Genomic DNA, 24,107 nt, shown 5'->3' with positions numbered 1-24,107 from the left:
GAAATCGGCCATTTGAGGTAAATCAAATTTATCTACTCGCTTCGAAGCGAATTCACCGGATTGGAAGAAGCAGCACGAAAAGCCTGAAAACTGACGGTAAGCATTGCAATCACCATCAAGAGGATTCCGGAACCTGCAAAAATCCACCAGCTTAGATTGGTCTGTAGCGCATAAGTCTGAAGCCAGGAATCAGCAAAATACCAGGCAATAGGAAGGGCTAATAGAACTGAAATAGCAACCAACTGGACAAAATCCCGCGTAATCAAGCTGAGTATACTTCCAATGGAGGCTCCCAGAACCTTTCGTACACCGATTTCTTTTTTGCGGCTCTCAGCTGTGAATGCAGCCAATCCAAACAGTCCCAGACAGGATAGAAAAATGGCTACCACACCGAAATATTTTGAAAGAGCTGACACCTTCTGCTCTTGGTCGTAGAGCGTTTGATACGCCTCATCCATGAAAAAGATGGATGCCTTCTGCCCGACTACATTCTGGAATACGCCAGTAATTGCGGTTAGGGTCTCCTGCTGATTTTCAGATTGAATCCTGACCATGATGTTTTGGGCAAAATTTGGATCATACTTAATGAAGGCAGGTTTTACTTTTTCTTTTAAAGATTCAAAGTGAAAATTTTTGATCACGCCGATGACTTCCATGTCATTTCCCCACAGATTGACCACTTGACCTATTGGATTTTCAAAGCCGATCACCCGAACTGCTTCTTCGTTGAGGATGATTTTTGTGTTTTCCTCTCCAAAATCCGGAGAAAAAGTCCTTCCGGACAGGATCTCAAAGCCCATTGTTTCGATCAGCCCTAGATTGACCGATATGTTTTCAAACTTCACCTCCTCCTCAGGACTCTTGCCTTCCCAGCTTAGTCCGATCGTGGAACTTTCCAGACCAATCAGCGGATGGTTGAGACTTGATGCGTTTTCCACTCCCGGCACAGCCTTGATTTGCTCCAATAAAACAGGCAATTGGGATTGGGAAATGGATTCCGAAGGGATCTGAAGGAGGTGGGACTGATCATAGCCCAAGTTTTGATTCTGAATGAAATTCATCTGCTTACCGATCACTAGTACCCCGATGATCAAAAGCATCGAAATCGCAAACTGAAAAACCACCAAGCCCTTTCTTGCCATAAGCTCGCCTGGGTTCCCTTTCAGGTTAATTTTCATGATTTGAACCGGCCTAAACCTGGACAGGTAAAGCGATGGATAAATTCCAGCCAACAATCCGGTAAAAATCCAGATTCCGGTAAATAGAATGACCTCTGTCAATCCAAATTCCAGGCTAAGTTGCTTTCCTGTGACTTGATTAAATACAGGTTGAAGGATAAAAACAGCAACCAGTGAAATCATCAAAGCCAAAAAAACCAACAAAAGAGACTCTACCATAAACTGTCCAAAAATCCCTCCTTTGCTGGCACCCATGGATTTTTTAACACCGATTTCCTTTGATCTTGCCAGTGACCTGGCAGTGGTCAGGTTCATGAAATTGATGCAGGCAATCAACAAAATGAACAGGGCTACCCCTGAAAATATCCAGACATAGTTGATTCTTCCTCCGGCAACCTTCCCCCCCTCATAGGTTCCGTGCAGATAGGTGTCACCATAAAGCTGAACAAAGGGAGTCACATTGGAAGTGGGCCTTTTTGCTTTTATAAAACCGGCAATCTGAAGATTGAATGCCTCCTCATCAGTTCCCTCTTCGAGCAACACATAGGTGGAGGCATTGAAATTGTCCCAATGGGCCCCATCTCCGAGCATTGCCTTGAAATAAGGGAAAGCAAGCATAAACTGGGGCTTTTCGACATCAAGCGAACCAAAATCCCGGTACACTCCAGTGACCTCAACTTCATTTTTGAAATCAAACACCTGCCATTTGAGGGACTTTCCGATCGCATTTTCAGCTGATCCAAAGAGGTTCTTAGCCAAGGTTTCGGACAGTGTCACTGAATTTATTCCGGTCAGGGCCTTGGACTTATTTCCGACCAAAAATTCATGGCTAAACATATCAAGGTATTCCTGATCCACAAATAAGCCATCAGCTGTCAGTTTTTCTCCTGCTGATTCCAAGACTACTCCTGAGATAAAAGGAGAAACTCCGGCTGCCATCTCTACTTGGGGCAGTTCTGCTTTCATCGATTCGGCCATTTGTGCCGGAGTGACCGACCAAGTGACAATACCGCCGGCGTTGTCGTGATTGGTCAGCACGGTGTAGATCCGATCTGAATTTGTATGGTAGCGATTGATACTGAGCTCATCTTTTACCCAGACTCCTATCAGTACCACCGTCGTCAACCCTATAGTCAGTCCCAACAGGTTGATGAGAAAGATGGATTTGAATTTTTGAAAATTTCGAAATGCAAGTAGGAAATAGTGGCGGAGCATGAAGAGGAGGAGGAAGTTGGGAGAGTGAGAGGTAAAAAAATGTCGGATGACGGATGCTGGATGACCGAAGCATACATCGGTCATCCGTCATCAATCAACCAGCATTACACATGAAACTGCTCACGGATATTCTCCGTCACCACTTTGCCGTCAAAGAGGTTGATCACGCGATGGGCGTAGTTGGCGTCATGGGGAGAGTGCGTCACCATCACGATGGTAGTTCCCTCGTTGTTCAATTCTTCCAAAAGACGCATCACTTCCTCACCATTAGTCGAATCCAGATTACCGGTAGGTTCATCGGCGAGGATCACGGATGGCTTCGCTACAATCGCCCGGGCAATCGCCACACGCTGCTGCTGACCACCTGACAACTGCTGAGGAAAGTGGTTTCGACGGTGCATGATGTTCATGCGGGTCAATACTTCCTCTACTTTTTTCTTACGCTCATCTGCAGGAATTTTTAAGTAAAGGAGCGGAAGCTCTACGTTTTCGAATACTGTGAGTTCGTCAATAAGGTTAAAAGACTGGAAGACGAAGCCAATATTTCCTTTTCTCAGGGCAGAACGCTGACGCTCTGAGAATTTAGCCACCTCCTGATCAAGGAAATAATATTCACCTCCGTCAGGATTGTCCAGAAGGCCGATAATATTCAGCAAGGTGGATTTACCACATCCTGATGGGCCCATGATGGCGACAAATTCGCCTTTTTTGATCTCGATCTGGATTCCATCCAGCGCGGTAGTTTCAACTTCTTCAGTAGAATAAAGCTTCCGAAGATTTACGGTTTTGATAACGTTGACCATTTTGATTTTGGATTTCGGATCTCAGATTTCGGATTTTTTTAAGCCGGAAGTCTTCGACCACAAGTTGATTTATGTTTTTTATTTAATTGGTTTTCAATTATTTAATTTATTCAAATTCAATCAGTTTAGATTTCAAATCTGGGATTTTTAAATCCCATGAAATCAAACATCCGACTTCACTTCATTTCCAGCACTTCGTTATCCCCAAAGTTCTCATAGCCGCTGATGATGACTTTTTCTCCTTCGACCAAGCCTTCGAGGACTTCGTAGAATTCAGGATTTTTTCTACCCAAGCGGATGGTTCGCTTTTCTGCATTTCCGGTAGTTGGATTCAGAACAAAGACCCAATTTCCACCAGTGTCCTTGAAGAAACCTCCCGTTGGTAACAACAAGCTCTGTTCGCTTTGCCCCAACTCCAATCGGATGCGGACGCTCTGTCCTCTTCGAATTCCCTCCGGACTTTCACCGGTAAAGGCCATATCCACTTCAAATCGCCCATTGGCTATCGTGGGATAGATTTTGGTAATCTCCAGTTCGTAATCCTTGCCGCTAAGGGTAAACTTCCCTCTTAAACCCTGACTGATTCGGGGAAGGTAGAGTTCGTCAATCGGTACCCGAACTTTAAATTCATCCAACATATCAATCTGTCCATAGCGCTGACCCGGATTGATTGCCTGACCGATTTCCAGCTGCACGGGAGTTGCCAACTGACCAGCTATCGGAGCAGTGATGACCAAGTTGTCCAGAATATTTCCTACCCCGGTAAGAGAGGCATTCATTCGGCTTTCGGAAAGCTTCAGCTGGTTAAGCTGAATGGAACGGGCGATCGAGTCGTTGCGATATGATGCATAAGTCAGCTTTCTGCGCTTGACGTTATATTCATACTGTTCTTTGACTTCTTCGAATTCCCTGTCAGAAACCAATTTCTTGGCATGAAGCTCTTTGAATCGCTTGTATTGAGGTTCCAGCAGGCTGATCTGATAGTCTATTTCAGCCAATTGGCCCTGTTGATTCAGATCATTTTGATCCAAAAGAAGTCGGGTCTGACGGAGATTGTTGATTTGCTCATACAACATTGTCTCACGCTGCATGACATCGAGTTGAAGATTGGAGTTGTTCAATACGAGGATGGTATCCCCTTTTTTCAGCAAGGTTCCTGACTCCCTGATCACCTGATTGACCACGCCCCCTTCAATCGCATCCAGATAAACGGTGCGAGCGGGCTCAATCTGACCTGAGACTAGGATGTAATCGGTAAATTCACCGGTACTGACCGTTCCAATACTTAATCTGTCCTGCTCCACATTCATTGTGGATCGGTGGTCTGCAAAACCGATTTGGTAAACAATTCCCCCCAGTAATATCGCACCGCCCAGAATGGCAGCGATCTTTTGAGGAGTCCAGGTTTTCTTTTCTATTTTCTTGTCCATTGTGCGAAAATGCCCTCTTGGGCTTGTCCTCTATGTGCCAAAGGCTGTGCCATGCAAAAAATAGCCCCTGCAAGCTCAAAATCAGTATTTGCGGAAAATGGAAATCTCGAGTCTCGAACATTTTTGTTCGCTGGCGAACAAAAATGAATCAAAGCGTGATTATATTTTGTAACTTTTACCTTGAAGAGAAGAATCCAAAATCGGCCAAAATCGTCCGAAAATGGCACTTTTAAGCTTATTTCCAAGCTAAAAAAAATTCGGCAAACTTTTGGAACAAGCAGGTACAGGTTTGAATTCACTGCAAAAACCATTTTAACTCTCTTTTATGATGAATGATCAACGAATCGGAAAAATCCTGATTGTGGATGACAACGAAGACTTGCTGAAGGCAGCAAAGATTTTTCTTAAACGACATTTTGCCCAAGTTGACACCGAGACCAACCCTGATCTCCTCCCCATCCTTACCCACAACGAAAACTACGATGTGATCTTGCTGGATATGAATTTCACCAAGGATGTGAGTTCCGGACAGGAAGGGTTCTATTGGCTGGACCGGATTTTGGAATTGGACCCATCTGCGGTGGTGGTATTAATCACAGCATATGGGGATGTGAATCTGGCTGTGAAAGCCATTAAGGAAGGTGCAACGGACTTTGTGCTGAAGCCTTGGGAAAATGAGCGGCTCCTGGCGACGTTGAACTCAGCCCTCCAACTTCGACAGAAAAAACTCGAAGTCAACCTGCTCAAAGATCAAAAGCAAACCCTGCAACAGGACATTGACAACAAGTTCAAAGACATCATCGGTCAAAGTGCCACGATGCAAAAGGTCTTCGAAACCATCGAACGTGTGGCGGCTACCGATGCCAATGTCTTGATTTTGGGAGAAAACGGAACCGGGAAAGAACTGATCGCCCGGGCCATTCACCGTCATTCACGAAGAAACCGGGAGGCTTTCGTGGGAGTGGATTTGGGTTCGATTACGTCAACACTGTTTGAATCGGAGCTCTTTGGTCACAAAAAAGGAGCTTTTACCGACGCAAAAGAAGATCGTGCAGGCCGGTTTGAACAAGCGCACAAGGGCACGCTTTTTTTGGATGAAATCGGAAACCTTCCCCTTCCTTTACAGGCAAAACTACTGGCAGCCCTTCAAAACCGCCAAGTCACCCGAGTTGGGGCAAATCGTCCGGTGGACGTGAATATCCGCCTGATCTCGGCTACCAATATGCCTATTCACAACATGGTTTATGACAATTCTTTCCGCCAGGATTTACTTTACCGGATCAATACAATCGAAATCCAGCTTCCTCCCCTGCGTGAACGAGTGGACGATATTCCGCTGCTGGCAGACCATTTTATCGCCTACTATTCCAAAAAATACAACAAAGATATCCGCAAGGCCTCAGAGCCTTTGGTGAAACGGATGATGAAATACCATTGGCCAGGAAATATCCGTGAACTGCAGCACAGCATCGAGCGGGCTGTTATCATGAGCAATCACAATGTCCTGCAGCCGGAGGATCTTTTCCTTCAGAAAATGGGGCAACCCGAACAAAAAGAGGAATCGGTCAGTCTCGAGCATCTGAATATCGAAGATGTGGAGCGGATTCTGATCAGAAAAGCTCTTCAGAAGCATAACGGACACATTACCCGGGCAGCGGATGAACTGGGCTTGACCCGATCTTCGCTGTACCGCAGACTTGAAAAATATGGTCTATAAGAGGTTTTCGATCGGGATAACGGTCCGAATCTGTCTGATCATAATTTGCCTATACTTGGGTATCTGGCTGTTTTATGCTCAGAATCTTTGGCTGGCCCCCACCATTCTGGGGTTGATCGTGGTGGTGCTGGCTGGGGAAATGATTTACTACGTCAATTCTATCAATCATAAACTTGCCCGTTTTCTGGACTCAATCCGGTTTTTGGATTTTTCCTCCTCTTTTACCTCAGACAGCAAAATGGGAGGATCGTTTCGGGAGGTGAACAAAGCATTCAATGAAGTAATGGATGTTTTCAAGCAAACCCGGGCTGAGAAGGAAGAGCAGATGCTTTTTCTGCAAGTCATCATACAGCACATCAATACAGGAATCATTTCCTTCAACTCAGAGGGAAAAATTGGAGTAATCAACAATGCCGCAAAGCATCTCCTGCAGATTCCTCAGTTTCGGGACATCAAGGATTTAGGAAAGCTTTCTACCAAACTCCTGAAGGAAGTCATCGAACTGAAACCAGGGCAAAGGATTTCTTTCAAGGTCAATAATGGCCTTCACCTTATCATTCAATCTGCTTCCCTGAAAATGGGCGGACAAAGTTGGACCCTCCTTTCCCTACAAAACATCAATGCAGAACTCCAATCCAATGAGCTGGAAGCCTGGCAAAACCTGACCAAAGTACTCCGGCACGAAATCATGAACTCCATCACGCCGATTTCCAGCTTGGTGGAATCGCTTCGCACCATTCTGGACGAGGACAGTTACGTGCAGCAAGAGGGTTTTCTGATAAAAAAAGATGGATTTCAGGATATCCAGGAGGGCCTGGACACCATTGCCAACCGAAGTAAAGGTTTGGTCAACTTTGTCAACGCATACCGGGACTATACCAGTATCCCCGAACCAAAGAAAGAACTGGTATCTGTCAAAATCCTATTTGAACAGGTCCTTGGTCTAATGCGGGAAGAACTCAAAGCCAGCAAAGTGGATGTCCAGACTGAAATAATTCCACAGGATCTTGAAGTACTTTGTGACCCCGATCAGATCACCATGATCCTGATAAATCTGGTAAAAAATGCCAGTGAATCCATTCAAAATCAAGCAGACCGAACCATTTGTCTAAAGGCTTTGGGACAGGGTGACATGGGAACCCTGATCCAAGTGGAAGATCACGGACCTGGAATCATCCCTGAGGCTCAAGAGCGTATTTTTGTACCGTTCTACACCACCAAAAGAACTGGTTCAGGCATTGGGTTGGCCATTTCCCGGCAAATCATGAACCTCCATCGAGGCAGCTTGCAGGTGAGTTCGGTGCCCAACGAAAGGACAGTTTTTACGCTAAGCTTTAGGTAAAGAACCTAATACTCCGATTAAGTGATCCAAGTCTTTCTGTTCATTAAAGACGTTGATTGAAACGCGAAGAGAGGAACCACGGACTGAAACCGAAATGCGTTCTTTTTCCAAAATGCGCTTCACCTCGTTCAAGTCCTGCCCTTCTGAAATTGGAAGGGAAAACAGGTGGTTGGAGATGAAAGCATTTACTTCCAATGGCAGGTTTTGTTGGTTTTGAAAGTCCACAAGTGAGTTTTTCAATGCTCCGGCATATTCCTGAATGCGAGTCGGATTCCATTCCAACAGCTGCAATAGTGCTTTTTCAAGGATAGGCAAAAGAATAAAGTGACTGGTCTCACCCACGCTGTACCGGTTGGCTCCCGGCAAAAATCCCGGTTGATAATTGGTCAAGGCAGAAAAATTGTGGGATGAAGTCCGGTTCATCCAGGATTCTTCCAAAGGCTTTCCGGAATTGAAACGCTCACTGAAATAGGCCATTGCTACTGAATAAGGTCCCAACAGCCATTTGTAAGTGGCACAGATCAGTGCATCGACTTGGCATTCGATCACATCAATGGGCATAGCTCCGACAGATTGGGTGCCATCCACCACAAAGCAAGCCCCCACTTCCCGGCAGCGTTGCCCGATTTGTTTCAGGTCAAACCTCACCCCATTCATCCAATGGACACTGGAAATCAGAACTACTCCGGTATTCCCGTCAATTTCATTGAGAATTCTATCATTCCAGCTTTTTCCTATTTCTCCGCTACTCAGTTCCGGTCCGATAGCAACCAAGGTGGAATCGTGCTCATCTGCCCATCGTTGAAGGGAAAAATATCCACTGGGAAATTCATCTGTCACGGTGATCGCCTTTTTCCGCTTGCCGGGATTCCAGTTATTCAGTACACAGGCAAAGCCATACGAAGTGGAAGGAATCACAGCCACCTGAATTGGCGGACAGTTTACCAATTTACCAAAAAGCGTCTTGACCACTTCCACACCGGAGAAAAAGTCTTCGGGCCTTAAGAGATGTGGATTTCTCATTTTTTCAAGATCCTCAAGCGCGGCTTCCTCGGAGGATTTGAGCATGGGGCCCCGATAAGCATTGTTCAGATAGGTAATCTCAGGATCGAGCGAAAAAAGGTGTTTTTGGGAGGTTAACATTTTTTGTATTCGGGTTTAGAGCAAATAACAAATTTTGGGAAAGAGTCCAAAAATCACGGCTCTTAACCTGCTGTATTAATGCTTTCTTCAGTGCTTTAGTGTCATTTTTTCTGGAGAAAATTAGTACCTTTTTATGGTCTATTTCCCCAAACGCGACTTCTAAATTTTTATTTAAAATCAGATAATGAATACCCCAAACATCTCCGAAACCAAAAAAGCGGCTTTTCAATTGGCCGGATTGATTTATGGAATTTCACTGGATGGAATCGTGGATCGCAATGAATACCTGGCCCTGAAAAGCTGGTGCGGCGAATTCGAGCCACTTTGCGAACAGGATGAATTTCAAAAACTTCACAGCAGAATCAAGCCAATCATCGACGACGGCAAAATCAATTCCGAAGAAATTGAAGAAATAAAAATGATCCTAAATCAGTTTTTGGATGAAATGGATGCGCTAAGTGAGGAAGATGGAAAGCTTTATTTTCTCAACGGAATCTTCAAAGGAATTTTGGCCAGCGGAGACATCAATACCTATGAGATGTACCGTCTCAACCAATGGTTGGAAAAGAACTCATCCCTTAAGAATACTCCCCCTTTTAGTGAACTTTTTGGAATTATTCAGTCAGTGTTAGAGGACAAAAGTGTAGACGATGAGGAGGCTAAAAAACTGAAAAGTTACTTCTCTAAGTGGGTAGAAGGCTGATTTATCTTGAGACGTAAAACAGGATTAAACAGCCTTCCATCATTGATTTCCAAATTCAATTTTTTTCAAAAGTCAAATTGTCCGTTCCCCCGTTGCCACCGCTAACATCGATCAACTGAATCTTGGTTGAGGTATGGGTAACTATATCCCAATCATCGTTTAGGTCCTCGAATTGATTGGTTAGGTTGAAGAAAATATTGAAATCCAGGTCATCAGGACTGTCATCTCCACTATCCTCGGTCACAGACCAGTTACCGGTGTAGGTCGTTGAACCCTTGGTTGCCACCAAACTTCCAGAGGAGTTGAAAGTAAACAGGTACCCTGTGAAGTCAGAGGTGTCGTCATCTCCCGAGTCAATAAACTCAGTGATTTTCCAAGTTCCTGAAGTCATGTCTTCGGTAATCTGGTTTATTTCGGATTGCGTGGAGTTCGATTCGTCTTCACATCCACCAATTGCAAAAACCAAAAGGATTAATGCCGTTTGTAGAATTCTTGTTCGAAGATTTTCCATCTGAAAATTGAGTTGAAGTAACATTTTTAGACGGTACAATTTTGTGATTTTCAGGTTGGAAAAAGCCCATTACCATCAATAACACTGCTGATTTTGATCATGGAATTTCCGGCTTTATTTCCCGGACATACTGAGTTCAAATAGGAATAATTGCAAAAAAATTTGTCCGGTTTAACGAATTTCAATTCCATTCCGTAGAAGCTTTTTTAGAATCTTGTTCTAAACTTTTATAAAGACCAAGTCATGAAGAAGCAAATAGCCTTTTTGTTTTTTTTGATTTCCATTTCGGCGGTTAGGGCCCAGACGGGAGATAAAGCCCATTTCGGAATCCATGGAAATATTGGACTTCCGGTCGGAGAATTCAGAGAGACCGTCAATAATTCCTTTGGAGGAACTGGTTGGGGAGGAGGATTAAACCTTTTGATCAATCCCAAAAAGGGTGGGATTTATTCCCCGGTTCTGATCGGTTTTGAAAGCAATTACATGAATTTGGGAACAGACAAAACTCCCGAATCGGTGTATTTACCCCAGCTTAAAACCTCTTTCAATTACTTCAATGTGGGTCCTATGATCCGGGCTATGTTGAGCAACAAGGAGGAAGGGATCATTCCCTTTATTGATGGATTTATTGGAATGAAAATCCTCAACACCAAGACGAAAATAGATAACGACTTAGTGGACACACTTTTGGATCAGGAGTATGTGGAGAGTCTGCTTTCCACCAATTACGAAGGAATTGGATATGGGGTAGGATTGGGATTCTTCAAAAGGAAACTAAAATCGGATGCAATGCAGGCAACTGGCAGCTTTTTCATGAAAATCATGTATCAATACGGTGACCGAGTCAATTATGTGAAGCGCGGAAGCATTGAGGTAGACCAGGAAGGATTTATCACCTATGATACTGGCCGAACTCAGACCTCCATGGTCATGGTACAGGCTGGATTTCTTATTCGATGATTATTGAATTTAAAGGATGAGATGAAACTGTTCCTGTCGGAAAAAGGCATTTTTTTTGCCCCCGGCACAAAACAGAAAACCGACTTAAGCATGAAAAAAGGCCTGAATCAGAATGAATTCGGCCTTTTTTCTTATCATCGGTTAAACTTTAGCGTGTTTAAATTAAAGGTGTTCCAGATGGACACCTCCCCTTCCGGAACAAACACCAGATATACATTTTGAAAATCCGATGTGGAATTCAACCCAACTTTTATCGGGAAAAACTGTCCCTCCAAATTTGCCGGACGATCGTCTTTACTCAGGACTTTGGTTTCCCCGATAAGTTGCCCCTCCGGACTTCCAATTCGGATTTCAAGCTTTCCTTTGGTATTTCCGGGATTGAGTGCAAGCTCCAGTTCTTTCAGGCCACTCAAATCCAGTTGGTCAAACCGGATCCATGCGCCTGCCGATGTAAAGCGAACAAACTGGAACTGTGGTCCATTTGCTTTGGCCACATCCTTAAGCATGTTGGCAGAAGAGGCTCGCACGAGACTGTTTCTTAACGTCAGCGAAGCATTTGTCTGTAGGGAAGGGATTCCATTTGCCCCTTTATCCCGATATCCAGCCTGAATCAGGTAATACCCATCTGCATCCGAAACTTTCTCCAAATTGTAAGTTCCGGATAATGGTATTTTTCGAGTATTGACATCCGGGTTTGCGATGGAAAGGATGAAATCAACCATGGATTCCACTTGGGAAGCTTCCAAATGTGGATGGCCCGGCATGACCCGCTCACCCCATATTCCTCCCCCTCCTTTGGTAATCTTTTCAATTAGGTAGGTTTTAGCATCAGGCTGAGTCTTATACTTTTCGGAAACAGCCGTGTAATTCGGACCAACTGACTCCTTTTCAATGGCATGGCAAGCTTTACAACCGGCTTGGGTGATGTAATTTTCTCCCGGGCTGACCGGTTTGTCCTGTTGATGTCCTACCTGAATCAGGTCAAAACCTCCCTGAAGGTAATCGATGGAGAAATTCACCTTTGATTCGTCAATCTGACCATCCTCGGCATCAGCAACTTTGACCTCATAGGCTATCGATTCTTGCCCAAAATAAAAACTCTTGTTTCCATCCCACTTGATCTGCACTGATGGGGCCTCATTTCCAACTTTGACTTCCAACAAAGCCTCTGATTTGGCGCCTTCTTTATCCGTCACGGTCAGTTTCACCGAATATGCCCCAGGCCTATCAAAAGTTATTTCAGGATTCGGATCCGAGCTTTTTTGTCCATTTCCAAAATCCCAAGAATAGGTCAATTGATCTCCCGGATCAAAATCCTGAGTTCCATCGGAAGAAAACTTCACCTTCAACGGTGCTGCTCCCAGTAGTTTATCGGCACTGGCTTTTACCTGAGGTTTTCGGTTTCCCGAGGCAAATTCAATCCGGTAAATTCCCGAATCATCATTCTGGGAACTCCAAAATGTCCCGTACTCCAGAATATAAAGCGACCCATCCTTCGCAAACTGCATGTCTACCGGTTTTTCAAACACAGTCGAAGGCATAAAACGCTCCATAGTATCGTAATGAAAATCTTCCGTCAGCTTGACTGTGAAAATCCAGTTTCTCATCCAATCGTAGAAAAACACCTTGCCGTCAAAATATCCAGGGAAGCGTACATCTGATTTTTCATAGTCACTTCGATAGTAGACCGGACCCGCCATCGCATTTCTGCCTCCGGTACCAAGCATTGGGAATTCCTTGGATTCATCATAAGGATACCAAATTAAGGCTGGAGTAGCTGGAGGCAAAATCTCTATGCCGGTGCTGTTTGGCGAAGTGTTTTTAGGAGCAGCAGGATCAAACTCAAACAGACTTTCCTGCTTTTCAAAATCATATTTCCAATAGGGCTTATTGTTTCCCACAAAATACGGCCAACCGAAAAATCCCGGTTTGGTGGCCAAATTAAATTCATCATGTCCTTTCGGTCCTCGCTTTAGGCTGTCAATTGAAGCATCAGGGCCCACTTCCCCCCAAAACAGATTACCATTTCGCTGGTCGACAGCGATTCGGAAGGGATTTCGGTTTCCTTTCACATAGATTTCAGGTCGGGTATTGGGAGTACCAACGGGAAAAAGATTCCCTTCTGGAATGGTGTAAGTACCGTCAGGCTGCGGTGTTATCCGAAGGATAGAGCCTCTGAGGTCATTGGAATTTCCCGAAGTTTTCTGCGCGTCTACGTTGGCAGGACGACCGGATCTCTCATCAATGGGATTGTAACTATCCGACTCGAATGGAGTCGTATCGTCTCCTAAACTCAAAAACAAATTTCCTTTGGCATCAAACTCGATCGAACCTCCCGAATGGCAACAGCCTCTAAAAACAGGAACTTCAAGCATGATTTTCTCGGTGGATTTGTCTAGCAAGCCGTCAACCAAAGTAAATCTGGATAGGCGATTTATCTCCTTTTCTCCTGCTGGCGAGTAGTATAAGTAAATCCACTGATTTTCATTGAATTTGGGATCCTTAGCCAAACCAAGCAATCCATCTTCGGCTTGGGAATAGACATCCAAAAATCCGATTTCCTCGATTTCACCGGTTCCGGCCAAGTATTTCCTAAGTTTTCCGCCCCGCTCGATAAAAAGCACGTCCAGGTTATCCAGGACTTCGAGCTCCATGGGCTCGTTGAGCTTTTCCACCAAGGTAACTTTTGTAAATCTGCTTTCTTCCGGACGGACAGTAGCAAATGGATCCACCTCTTCTTTGGCACAACTCCCCAGCATTAATCCCAGCAGCCCCAGTGCCAACCAATTCTTTTTCATAGACCTTACCGATTTTTTTGGATCGATCAAGATAAAGAATAGATGGAAAACCTTAAGCCAAAATTATTTGAGATGCTTAAAAACGGGTTACTTATCCTTCTTTGAAGGAATCATAAAAGAAAGTCCGAGAATGAGCTGTTGATTTTTGAAATCTTCTTTTCCGAGAACATTTTCAAAGGTGTATTTGCGATCGTTCAACTCCCGCTCAAAACGAAGATCCAAACCCACCGGGCCAAGATTAACTCCCAAACCCATTTGGAATCCCAAGCCAAAAGGCTCTGATTCCTCAAAATTCTCCGGAATTGAAAACTCTTCCTTCAGGGTGTAGTGCAGAGATGGTCCAATGCTAAATCCTATCACTTTGAACAAGCGAAAACCGACCAAGACCGGCAGGTCCATTTTCTGATACCGAACTGATCCCAGATCCGTCTCAAACTGGGTATTGGTGAAAATCAACTCCGGACGAAGGGAAATATCGTAACTGGTCATTTTGTAAAACACACCCAAATGGTAACCCATGTTTTCTCCGGGAGCGGTTAAAATCTGGCCAGCATCTTTGAAATACTTGCCGCTCGTGTTGTAATTCAATCCTCCTTTGACCCCAAAACCTGAACCCTGCTGCGCTTGACTGTAAAAAGACATGAGCAAAGCAAAAACGAGAAGAGAAAGGATTTTTTTCAGGTTGATCATTTTCTAGTTCTTTTTGGGGACTTTGTCGAAGTAAACATTCAGAATGTAATCCTACCGGCAATCCATTTTTCCATTTGAGTCGTAGGTGATGGATGTTAGATTTAATTAGATTTAAGAAAACACCTAAAACAGAAACCATGAAATCGGTGTTTAACTCAAGTCAAAAAGCTGACCAAAAATTGAATTAATTCAATAGAACTTTCTCCCGATGCATCATTTTCAAAAAATAACCATACTTATGTTGAGTTTGATTTTGAGCCTGTTAATGGCTTGCAGTAGTACCCCCTCCGAGTCAGGAGTGGCCACAGTGTCAGAACCTGAAGCTGAAAAGAAGGAGGTATTTTCCTCCAAAACCCAACTGGCAACCTTTGCAGGCGGTTGCTTTTGGTGCGTGGAGGCACCCTTTGAAGATTTGGACGGAGTAATTTCCGTTGTCTCCGGTTATGCAGGAGGAAAAGAAAAAAATCCAACTTATGGGGATGTATCTTCAGGAAAAACTTCTCACAGGGAATCCGTGCAAATCACTTTTGATCCGGAAGTGATCAGTTACGCTGAATTGGTGGATATTTTCTGGCAAACCTATGACCCGACTGATGTGGGAGGGTCATTCTTTGACCGAGGAACCCAATACGAGTCGGCCATATTCTACCATGATGCCGAGCAAAAAAAAGTAGCGGAAGACTCCAAAGCCAAATTGGATAAGTCAGGCAAATTCTCCAAACCAATCGCCACGCCGGTGATTAAATACACCAATTTCTACGCAGCCGAGGATTATCACCAGGATTATTACAAAAAGAATCCGACTGAATACTATGCTTACAGAAACGGCAGTGGTCGCGATGCATTCATCAAAAAGCACTGGCCTGAATTGAGTCCGAAAAAATATCCAGCTCCATCCAAGACAGAACTGAAAAAGACCCTCAACGAGCTTCAGTACGAGGTCACCATGGAAGATGCTACTGAGTTTGCCTTCCAAAACGAATACAATGGAAATAAGAAAGCCGGCATTTATGTGTGCATCGTATCCGGAGCTCCACTTTTTAGCTCTGCAGATAAGTACGAATCCGGTTCTGGCTGGCCAAGTTTTACCAAACCTATCGACGCCCGAATCATCGATAAACCCATTGACAAAACATTGGGCATGGCTCGGGTTGAGGTCAGAAGTAAATTGGGTAATAGTCACGTAGGACACGTATTCTTCGACGGACCTGCACCCACTGGACTCAGATATTGCATGAATTCGGCAGCGATGAAGTTTATTCCCAAAGAAGAGATGGAAGCCGCTGGATACGGAGATTTTATCTGGTTGGTGGAATAACCCAAAAAGTAAAAGGCGATCCTCGGCTCGCCTTTTTTGTTAAAGCAATTTTCTAAATGTCAGATTAATTCTGGGTCCAAGATTTTTTTTCGTTTTGGGGATTTGATGCTCCCATTGATGTTGGCTTTCTCCAGTCATCATCAGGAGACTTCCGTGAGTCAATGGAATATCAATTTTATTTCCTTTTGTTTCATAGTGCCTGAGCTGAAACATCCGGGTGGCACCAAAGGTCATGGAGGCAATACTTGGATTTTTCCCCAAAACTGCCTCATTATCCCGATGCCAGCCCATGCTGTCCTGCCCGTCCCGGTAGAGATTACACAGGACATGGGTAAACCTGACTCCTGTAAACTCCTCAATGGCCTTTCTCATTTCCACCAAATCATCTGTCCAATCAAGGGGAACCATACTGATCCCAGAATAGCCATAAGGTCGATCCGGATCCCCATAAAGTGCTGTCAACCGAGGCTGCATGACCAATTTCCCAAACATTCGAATGGGCTCTTGTTTCCATGCTAAAGTTTCAGCCAGTTGTTGAAAATAAAAATCTGACTTTTCCCTTGTGAAAAAATTAGGGTACAGGAACGTTTCACCTTGAAATGGCAACAAGTTTTTGGTGTCGGAATGGAAGAGTGAATGTTGCATAATCAGAAAACTAAGCCCAAATCAATAGGTTCATTTTTTTACAAGGCTGATTTTTTTGATCTATTCCCTGATTATCTTTAAAAAACCAATTGTTGATGTTATGAAAAAATTTGCCTGGATTTCCGGTCTTATCCTTGTTTTGGTTCTCGGAATCTTTTTTTGGTGGAAGTTTTACTTTGTATTTGGTGAGGGAGTCAAAGCCGGCAGTCTGAACTATTTTGTGAAAAAAGGGGTGATTTTCAAAACCTATGAAGGCCGAATGGTGCAGGAAGGATTTCAAAGCCCGACTTCAGGCGCTTTGCAAAGCAATGAATTTCGTTTCAGTGTGGTTGACCCTGAAGTAGCTGCAATCCTGGAGCGCAATTCAGGTAAACACCTTGAACTGCGCTATCAGGAATACAACGGTATGCTTCCATGGAGAGGCACGAGTGTATTTGTGGTCACAGAAGTAATCAACGCCAGCGAACCGGAAAAATCGGACGGCAGTGCTCTCCCCTACGATAAGTAATTAGGGCTTCGTCCAATAGTCCACTACGGTGACTTTATCCAAGTGGGGTCCCACAATTCCCCCAAATTCTTTGTGAGCCGGATGTGGTAAATAAGCATCACGGTCTGCATCGGAATGAAAAGTCAAGGTAAATGCATGAGTCAATCCTTGATTCAATCCCTCTGGACTGGAGTTGGTGCCCCATTCAAATCCTTTGATTTCGGAGATTTTTGAAGGCAACGCTTTGAAAGCATCAATCACTTTCTGGACATCTTCAGGACTGGAAGTTTCTTTAAATCCAAAAAGAACAACGTGTCGGAGTACAGAATCAGGCATGGGAGTTTCAACAATTAAGGGAGTAACTTGAGTGGAATCCGGGGTGTTTGTGTCTGTGGAAATGTTGGCCGTACATGACCAAATGACCAAGAGAGGAACGAAGTAGAATAGTTTTTTCATGGGATGAAATTTTCCTGAAACTAAAAAGAATTCGATTCTGATCAACTGAATTTTAATTTCAAGTGCTCAATTTTAAAAAACAGCATTTAAAAACACCTATGAAAATTGCCTGCTTTAGTACCAAATCCTATGACCGGGAAAGTTTTGACAGATTTTTATCCGAGACAGACCACTCCTTTAGCTACTTTGATGCCAAGCTGGATAAACACACCGTTTCGCTGGCAGAGGGTCACGATGCAATCTGCACCTTTGTAAACGATCACATTGACTCAGGAATCATCGCCAAACTCCATCAATTTGGAATTAAGTTGATTGCCTTAAGATGTGCAGGATACAATCAGGTAGATCTGAAATCAGCTGCGGAGCATGGAATAAAAATAGCCCGGGTACCTGCTTATAGTCCTGAGGCTGTGGCCGAACATGCTTTTGCGCTGATTTTGACTTTGGCCAGGAAAACACACAAAGCCTATAATCGAGTCAGAGAAAATAATTTTTCCCTCGAAGGCCTAACCGGTGTAAACATCCATGGAAAAACGGTAGGAGTAATCGGTACTGGTGCAATCGGAAGGGCATTTTGCAGAATAGCAAAAGGATTTGGTTGTACCATTTTGGCGTATGATGTTTTTGAAAACGATGAAATGAAGCAATTGGGAGTGAAATATCTTCCCATGAATGAGGTGCTTTCAAAGAGCCATATCATTTCCCTGCACTGCCCACTTACTCCAGAGACACATCACCTGATCAACTCCGAATCAATCGCTCATATGCAAAACGGCATTGCGCTGATCAACACAAGCCGTGGGGCATTGATCGAAACCAAATCCGTGATCAGGGCACTGAAAAACAAAAAAATCGGCTACCTGGGAATTGATGTATATGAACAGGAAGAGAATATATTCTTCAAAAATCTTTCTGAAGAAATCATGCAGGATGAGCAAATCTCCCGTCTGATGACTTTTCCAAATGTACTTGTGACAGGTCACCAGGCATTTTTAACCAAGGAAGCTTTGGAACAAATCTCCCGAACCACCCTTGGAAACATCACCGCCTTTGAACAAGGAGATACGTTGGTGAATGAAATCAAACCCTCTTAAAAAGAAAAATCCCCGCCGGGTAAACCAGCGGGGATCCATTTAGAAAGGAGTTCGAATTAACGAACTACTTTTACGTTTACGGCATTGATGCCTTTCTTACCCTGTACCAGGTCATACTTTACCTTGTCGTTCTCACGGATTTCGTGTACTAGACCACTGTGGTGTACGAATACGTCGTCACTGTTGTCTGCTGGGGTGATGAATCCAAAACCTTTGGTGGTGTTAAAGAATTTTACTGTTCCTTCATTCATGATTTCTGAAATTTTGATTTGTTTTTACTCTGTTTTGATTTGACTGTGTTGAATTTGTTTTTTTCTCGATTGGCGGGGCCGGAGGAGTATCGGAGAAGTTTCCAAACTCGTCGACGTAAGCAATCATATTGTCGAGGCTCCCATCTTTAGGCTGGGTCTTTCGCTCCAGTTTTTTCTCGAATTTTTCTTTTTGCTTCCGTTTCCTCAGCTCTGCCTTTTGCTTTTTGATGAACGTGTTTTGATTTTTTGACATTAGCCAGATTTTAGTTTACAAAAGTGATGGCGTGGCCGACTTTGCCGGCTCTTCCAGTCCTGCCGATACGATGGATGTAAGCATCCATGGTCATCGGTAGCTGATAGTTGATCACATGAGAGACATCAGCTACATCGATTCCTCTGGCAGCAACGTCAGTAGCTACCAGCACCCGTATATTCCCTTTCTTGAAATCTTCGATCATCTTGTTTCGAAAATTTTGGGATTTATCTCCATGAATCTGACCGGCAGAAATGCCAACTTGATTCAGTTTTTTAGCCAGCCTGTCAGCTAGTCTTTTGGTTTCTGTAAAAAGGATTACCTTTTCCATTTCCGGACTTTTCACCAATCCGGCCAACAAATCAAACTTCTCGGCACCTTCAGGCACCCGGATCGTTTGTTGTTCGATATTCTCGTTGGTGCCACCGGCATTTTCTACAATTACCTCTATTGGATTGTGAAGTAGCGTAGATATAAGTTGCTTTTGAGCAGGCTCAAGAGTAGCAGAAAAAAGCAGAGTCTGATCACGTTTTCCGATCAGGTTCACCAGCTTTTTCACATCGTTTACAAAGCCCATATCCAGCATCCGATCAAACTCATCAAGAACAAGTGTATTGACCTGATTGAGTTTGAGAAGTTTTCTGTCAGACAGATCCAACAATCTACCAGGCGTACCCACGACTACTTGAAGCTTTCGCTCCAATTGCCTATAATCAGAATTGATGTTGGTTCCACCAATGAATGTTGCAGAATATAAATGCAACCCAGCAGCCAGACTTTTGAATTCCTCTTCAATCTGGAGTGCCAATTCGCGGGTTGGAGTGACTACCAATGCCGTATAATTTCTGGGATCTTTTAATGCGTGCTCAATGATTGGAATCAAAAAAGCTGCAGTTTTCCCAGAACCTGTTTTGGAAATGGCCATCATATCTCTACCGTCCAAAAGAGGCAAAATAGATTGCTCCTGTATGGTGGTCAATGTTTCGTACCCTTTGGCTTGGATATTGGCTAGCAATCTAGCATTCAGTCCTAGGTCCGAAAAAGATTTTTCAGTTCTGAATCCGGCCTGCCCACTTGGTTTGGCCTTTTTTACAAAAAGCTTCGGATCCAGTGTGGACTCTTTCTTCTTTACTTGCCTTCTATCCACATTTCCGCCTCTGGAAGGGTTGGAAGGTTTATTTGTTGTTCTTGATGTATTCATGATTTTGGATTCAAGCTTTTACGGGAACCAATTCAGCATTACCCAATAGGTAAAGCATCCGGAAGTGATCCTGCAAAGCATTAAAAAATGTCTTTTTGGAATGATAAGGAATATTGTATTCAGCCGCAGTGGCTTTTACAATTGGGGCAATTTTCCGATAGTGCACATGACAGATATCGGGAAACAAGTGATGCTCTACCTGATAATTCAGCCCTCCGATCATCCAGGAGAACAGTCGGCTTTTTTCAGAATAATTACAAGTAGTAGCCAATTGGTGAAGCATTCGCTCACCTTCCACCATGCCGTTTTCATCGGCTTGAGGAAACTCCACATCAGGCATGATGTGAGCAGTCTGAAATACCAGAGAAATACTCAATCCGGTAACAAAATGCAGTGCAAGAAAGGCAAGAAGAATCTCACCAACTCCAAATGGAGAGAAAGCAATCGGCAAGCCTAGCGTGAATGCATAATAGACAATCTTCCAAGCAAGGATTTTAAGTACAGTATTTCTGTATACGTTTTTTCCTTTGAGAAGCCCCATGTCATAATAGCGCTTCAGTCGGATGAAATCTTTGGAAGTCACCCAGGAAACGGTAGAAAGGCCATAGAAAAACCAAGTGTACCAATGCTGATACGGATGCAGGGCATTCTTTTCGGCATTTGGTGAAAATCTTAGGAAAAAAGGAGCATTGATGTCATCATCTCCCTCGGAAATATTGGTGTAGGAATGATGCAATACATTGTGCTGAATTCTCCATACGGTCGCATTTGCACCGACCATATTAAGCGTGTAGCCCAATAGTTTGTTGATTGTTGGATTTTTGGAGTAGGTGCCGTGAATGGCATCATGCATGATTCCCATTCCTATGCCAGCCATTCCTAGCCCGCTGAGAATGAAGCAAGCAAACAACTGCCAGGTTTGATCGACAACTCCTGTGATGACAAGCAATACCGGGACAAAGTAGACAACCATCATGACAATTGTCTTGATGAACATCTCTCGGTTGGCAAACTTTGACTGTTGAGTGGAATTGAAATAGAAGTTTACTCTGCTCTTCAGAGTAACTGAGAAATCAGACAAATCTGATTCCGTAAAACGGATAGTCTTAATAATTGGGAACTTTAAGGTAAAAGGAAATCAGGGTTCTCTTAAGGATTGTAATCTGCAGGTTTTAATCAATGAACTTGGATAAGCCAAAACTCATGATTAAAAAAGTAGAAGAAGAAGAATTAAAACCTTGTGATGGAGAACTCTTGATTTGCTACTTAAGCAGGTGTATCACCGATGCTAACTTGATGTCAAGTATCGAAAACATTTCTTCGACTCGACAAAGGTGAGGAAAGGGATCGGTAATTCCTAATTTCATAGGAAAATATCAATTCCACCTCCAGTTTATGATCCCATTGAAGTGGAGCATTTCCACTTTATTATAGATCTGGTTAGGCGTCAGATTTTCAGTATCCAAAGGCTGCTTACTCATTAGTATAAAATGAAGATCAAGGTTTTTGATTTTCTTGGGCTGATATTTTAAACCCAAATTGAGTTGACGATAGCTTGGAAAGTTATATTTATTCGCTGCAGCATATTTGGGGTCCGAAAGCCAGTGAATCCCAAAATGACCATAAACTGAAAGCGGAATATTTTCAAATCGATATTCCCCATAGCCTACCAGTGCATCAACTGTTTCAAATCCTTCATTTCTTTCCCTTGGAATAAAGGTGTACCAGGCATCCTTCCCCCACTCTCTTGGGCTCAGCCATCTTCCTTCTCCTCCTACATGGGTATAGTTCAAATGGGTAATCCATTTGGAGTTCCTCCAACCTATCCGACCAGATAGTGCATAATTTCGATCCTCCGATTCCTTATACCTCAAGTCGGGATTTTCATCCCCCCCATTTCCGACACCTTGCTGAAAGCCACTCTGGATTCCAATGGTCAAGATTCCGGATTTTACAATTTTATTTTTCTCAAATGCCAGCCAATAAGTGGAAAAGAGATTTTGAGCAACTGTATTTGAAAAGTGAATTTTTGAATCTTTGCCGATTTTGCGGTCCACTTCCCATATCCCAAGCCAATCACTGGCCGTATTCCCATAATATTGGGCAGGTTTACCGGAAACTGTCCTTCCGACAGGATAAATCCCAACTGTCTCTCCAACTGAAAGCCACTCACTGCTACCCCGGATGCTCATCCGACCGATTCCCCAAACCAAAAATTTCCAGGTCTTGTCCGGAGCAAACCAAGCAGTCACACCTTCAACCGCAGTTGGAGATAGTCTCCCGTCCTGAGCGTTGATCCAGTCGGAGTTGATACCCATTCGACCTGCTTTTATTCCAAATTTTTTATCCGAATACTCAAAAGAGAAGGTCTCCAACTTTCCAAAAAATCGGTCTTTGGTATCCAAAAGATCAAAAAGACCTGTTTCATATCTGTTTCCCTGCCCGGTAGTTGGATCAGGCTCCCATATTTCCGAACTGGCCACATTGGCAAATGTGCGGTAACCAAAATGAAACTTCCAATTTTTCTGATAGGCAAGGATTCCCCCCAAATTCAAACTCATTCCCAGCGCATAATCCTCCTTTAATTCCTGATCGGGATAGTTGGTATTCATCCAAAACGTGCGGAAATGCACATCCGGAGTGACAATAAGCTTCTTCTCTTCCTCCTGAGCATTTCCTGTTTTCAGGAGACCCATTAGGAATAGGACAATCAAGGCAATTTGTTTCATTACTTTGATTTCGCTTTCGCTTCCTGAATTGGCTTGAAAGGACCAAATTTGTGCTGCTCTTCGGTGAATTCGTCAGCAAAAGGACCGAAGGGGTGATCCATCGGTTTTTTGGAAATATCAGGCCAGTCTTTAGAAAGATCTTTTCCCGGTCTTTCCATACTGTTGACAAAGGCGGCTACATCCCAAGCCTCCTCGTCCGTCAAAATGGGATTTTCAAAACTTGCCCCAAGTGGCATATTTGCTCGCACATAGCCCGCAAATCTCGAAAGCCGATAAAGTCCTGCACCGTGATTGTAGCTGTTTTTACCCCACAGCGGTGGATATAAATACCCAGTTCCGTCTGGTTTTGGCATCCCTTGTCCATCGGCTGCATGACAGCTTTGGCATTGATTTTCATAGACCAATTTACCTTTTGCAGGATCGGCAGCCCGGTCCAAAAGCGGAACCTCATAAATCCCTGACCCTTTAGGGGTTTCCCCTTTGGGCACATCTTTTCCTAACCAATTGATGTAGGCTACCATAGCTACCATTTCTTTGGAATCGCGAGCCAAAGGTTGGCCGTTCAAACTTCGCTCAAAGCAATCGTTGATTCGTTTTTGGATATCTTCTTCCGTCCCTGATCGTGCGCGCATTTTTGGATAAGTGGAAAAAACCGCTCCATAGTTATTTCCCAAGGGTACTGTTCCAGCTTGAAGGTGGCAGTTTTGACAATTCATCCCATTCGAGATCGCCTTTACCTTGCCTTTAGGACCGAGGTATTCTGATGTATTGGCAACAAGCTCCTTTCCGTATTTGATATCCGCTGCATTGGGCTCCGCTTCCACTGTTGCCCAATCCGGCGCACGCCACATTTCTGCCGGATCAGCAAGTGCTGTTACAACAGGAATTTCAGCAATAGCCTGAGGGATGGATTCCTCCTTTTCTGAAAGGGCAGGGAGTTGAACACCGGAATAAGACAAAAAGACAACGAAACCAACCACTCCAACCAAGGCAGTGACCAAGCCCAGCAAGCCGACAAGTAGAGTAACCAGTTTGACAAATTGTTGCATCATAAGATTCAGAATCTTGAGGTAATGTACAAAAATCCGATTTTTCAGAGACTAAAAACTGTGACATGAATCACACCTAAAAGCAAAGCTTGGCTTTTCTGATAAACAGAAAAAAATCAGTCATTAGGAAATCA

22 protein-coding genes are annotated in these 24,107 nt (G+C 43.8%); 7 read left to right on the top strand and 15 right to left on the bottom strand.

Annotated features, from left to right (window positions below; translation table 11 throughout):
* Window positions 1–32 precede the first annotated feature (32 nt).
* The 3 genes from D0X99_RS17750 to D0X99_RS17740 form a co-directional block, all read right to left on the bottom strand.
* Window positions 33–2,393, bottom strand: coding sequence for an ABC transporter permease (locus D0X99_RS17750; protein ID WP_119479203.1), 2,361 nt, complete (start codon window positions 2,391–2,393; stop codon window positions 33–35).
* Between the two features lie 104 nt (window positions 2,394–2,497).
* Window positions 2,498–3,196 carry an ABC transporter ATP-binding protein gene (locus D0X99_RS17745; protein ID WP_119479202.1) on the bottom strand — a complete coding sequence of 233 codons (699 nt, stop codon included), beginning with the start codon at window positions 3,194–3,196 and terminating at the stop codon, window positions 2,498–2,500.
* A gap of 176 nt (window positions 3,197–3,372) precedes the next feature.
* A complete protein-coding gene (locus D0X99_RS17740) occupies window positions 3,373–4,626 on the bottom strand; it encodes an efflux RND transporter periplasmic adaptor subunit (protein ID WP_119479201.1) in 1,254 nt (417 codons plus the stop codon).
* 328 nt (window positions 4,627–4,954) lie between these two features.
* Here D0X99_RS17740 and D0X99_RS17730 point away from each other — a divergent pair, with 328 nt between their 5' ends.
* Together D0X99_RS17730 and D0X99_RS17725 are read left to right on the top strand one after the other, a co-directional pair.
* Window positions 4,955–6,343, top strand: a complete 1,389-nt coding sequence (locus D0X99_RS17730; RefSeq protein WP_119479253.1) for a sigma-54-dependent transcriptional regulator — start codon at window positions 4,955–4,957, stop codon at window positions 6,341–6,343.
* Between the two features lie 55 nt (window positions 6,344–6,398).
* Complete coding sequence (locus D0X99_RS17725; RefSeq protein ID WP_233553754.1) at window positions 6,399–7,685, top strand: sensor histidine kinase; 1,287 nt, start codon at window positions 6,399–6,401, stop codon at window positions 7,683–7,685.
* On the opposite strand, the gene D0X99_RS17720 is transcribed toward D0X99_RS17725, so the two are convergent.
* Window positions 7,671–8,828: an aminotransferase class V-fold PLP-dependent enzyme gene (locus D0X99_RS17720; RefSeq protein WP_119479198.1), complete on the bottom strand. Its 1,158-nt coding sequence runs from the start codon at window positions 8,826–8,828 to the stop codon at window positions 7,671–7,673. The two genes, D0X99_RS17725 and D0X99_RS17720, sit on opposite strands and share 15 nt — an antisense overlap.
* Before the next feature lie 184 nt (window positions 8,829–9,012).
* Here D0X99_RS17720 and D0X99_RS17715 point away from each other — a divergent pair, with 184 nt between their 5' ends.
* Window positions 9,013–9,531: a hypothetical protein gene (locus tag D0X99_RS17715; RefSeq protein ID WP_119479197.1), complete on the top strand. Its 519-nt coding sequence runs from the start codon at window positions 9,013–9,015 to the stop codon at window positions 9,529–9,531.
* Between the two features lie 55 nt (window positions 9,532–9,586).
* Here D0X99_RS17715 and D0X99_RS17710 read toward each other — a convergent pair whose 3' ends face one another.
* A complete protein-coding gene (locus tag D0X99_RS17710; RefSeq protein ID WP_199708146.1) occupies window positions 9,587–10,042 on the bottom strand; it encodes a hypothetical protein in 456 nt (151 codons plus the stop codon).
* Between the two features lie 243 nt (window positions 10,043–10,285).
* On the opposite strand from D0X99_RS17710, the gene D0X99_RS17705 reads away from it, so the two are divergent.
* Window positions 10,286–11,002, top strand: coding sequence for a hypothetical protein (locus D0X99_RS17705; RefSeq protein WP_119479196.1), 717 nt, complete (start codon window positions 10,286–10,288; stop codon window positions 11,000–11,002).
* A 134-nt stretch (window positions 11,003–11,136) separates the two neighbouring features.
* On the opposite strand, the gene D0X99_RS17700 is transcribed toward D0X99_RS17705, so the two are convergent.
* Together D0X99_RS17700 and D0X99_RS17695 are read right to left on the bottom strand one after the other, a co-directional pair.
* On the bottom strand, window positions 11,137–13,800 hold the full coding sequence (locus D0X99_RS17700) for a PQQ-dependent sugar dehydrogenase (RefSeq protein WP_119479195.1): 2,664 nt from the start codon (window positions 13,798–13,800) through the stop codon (window positions 11,137–11,139).
* A gap of 87 nt (window positions 13,801–13,887) precedes the next feature.
* On the bottom strand, window positions 13,888–14,490 hold the full coding sequence (locus tag D0X99_RS17695; protein ID WP_119479194.1) for an outer membrane beta-barrel protein: 603 nt from the start codon (window positions 14,488–14,490) through the stop codon (window positions 13,888–13,890).
* A 238-nt stretch (window positions 14,491–14,728) separates the two neighbouring features.
* On the opposite strand from D0X99_RS17695, the gene msrA reads away from it, so the two are divergent.
* Window positions 14,729–15,808: a peptide-methionine (S)-S-oxide reductase MsrA gene (gene msrA / locus D0X99_RS17690; protein WP_233553753.1), complete on the top strand. Its 1,080-nt coding sequence runs from the start codon at window positions 14,729–14,731 to the stop codon at window positions 15,806–15,808.
* A gap of 39 nt (window positions 15,809–15,847) precedes the next feature.
* Here msrA and D0X99_RS17685 read toward each other — a convergent pair whose 3' ends face one another.
* Window positions 15,848–16,453 carry an alpha-ketoglutarate-dependent dioxygenase AlkB family protein gene (locus D0X99_RS17685; RefSeq protein ID WP_119479192.1) on the bottom strand — a complete coding sequence of 202 codons (606 nt, stop codon included), beginning with the start codon at window positions 16,451–16,453 and terminating at the stop codon, window positions 15,848–15,850.
* A 100-nt stretch (window positions 16,454–16,553) separates the two neighbouring features.
* Here D0X99_RS17685 and D0X99_RS17680 point away from each other — a divergent pair, with 100 nt between their 5' ends.
* Window positions 16,554–16,961: a hypothetical protein gene (locus D0X99_RS17680; RefSeq protein ID WP_119479251.1), complete on the top strand. Its 408-nt coding sequence runs from the start codon at window positions 16,554–16,556 to the stop codon at window positions 16,959–16,961.
* Here the strand turns inward: D0X99_RS17680 and D0X99_RS17675 are convergent, their stop codons facing one another.
* Window positions 16,962–17,396, bottom strand: coding sequence for a Dabb family protein (locus tag D0X99_RS17675; protein ID WP_119479250.1), 435 nt, complete (start codon window positions 17,394–17,396; stop codon window positions 16,962–16,964).
* Window positions 17,397–17,494: 98 nt separating this feature from the next.
* Here D0X99_RS17675 and D0X99_RS17670 point away from each other — a divergent pair, with 98 nt between their 5' ends.
* Complete coding sequence (locus tag D0X99_RS17670; protein WP_119479191.1) at window positions 17,495–18,490, top strand: 2-hydroxyacid dehydrogenase; 996 nt, start codon at window positions 17,495–17,497, stop codon at window positions 18,488–18,490.
* Window positions 18,491–18,546: 56 nt separating this feature from the next.
* Here the strand turns inward: D0X99_RS17670 and D0X99_RS17665 are convergent, their stop codons facing one another.
* From D0X99_RS17665 to D0X99_RS17640, 6 genes are all read right to left on the bottom strand, one after another.
* Window positions 18,547–18,741, bottom strand: coding sequence for a cold-shock protein (locus D0X99_RS17665; RefSeq protein ID WP_119479190.1), 195 nt, complete (start codon window positions 18,739–18,741; stop codon window positions 18,547–18,549).
* Entirely contained in the window at window positions 18,734–18,994 is a 261-nt protein-coding gene (locus D0X99_RS17660) for a cold-shock protein (RefSeq protein WP_119479189.1), read from the bottom strand. Before D0X99_RS17660 ends, D0X99_RS17665 begins: the two co-directional genes overlap by 8 nt.
* Before the next feature lie 10 nt (window positions 18,995–19,004).
* On the bottom strand, window positions 19,005–20,195 hold the full coding sequence (locus D0X99_RS17655) for a DEAD/DEAH box helicase (RefSeq protein WP_119479188.1): 1,191 nt from the start codon (window positions 20,193–20,195) through the stop codon (window positions 19,005–19,007).
* Window positions 20,196–20,205: 10 nt separating this feature from the next.
* On the bottom strand, window positions 20,206–21,192 hold the full coding sequence (locus D0X99_RS17650) for a fatty acid desaturase family protein (protein WP_199708143.1): 987 nt from the start codon (window positions 21,190–21,192) through the stop codon (window positions 20,206–20,208).
* Between the two features lie 379 nt (window positions 21,193–21,571).
* A complete protein-coding gene (locus D0X99_RS17645; RefSeq protein ID WP_119479186.1) occupies window positions 21,572–22,924 on the bottom strand; it encodes a hypothetical protein in 1,353 nt (450 codons plus the stop codon).
* The gene (locus tag D0X99_RS17640) at window positions 22,924–23,976 is read right to left on the bottom strand and encodes a c-type cytochrome (protein WP_119479185.1); all 1,053 of its coding nucleotides are present in this window, start codon (window positions 23,974–23,976) and stop codon (window positions 22,924–22,926) included. Before D0X99_RS17640 ends, D0X99_RS17645 begins: the two co-directional genes overlap by 1 nt.
* Between the last annotated feature and the right edge of the window lie 131 nt (window positions 23,977–24,107).

The organism is Algoriphagus lacus (assembly GCF_003583985.1).
Lineage (GTDB): Bacteria > Bacteroidota > Bacteroidia > Cytophagales > Cyclobacteriaceae > Algoriphagus > Algoriphagus lacus.
This window is presented reverse-complemented; position numbering and strand designations above follow the sequence as displayed.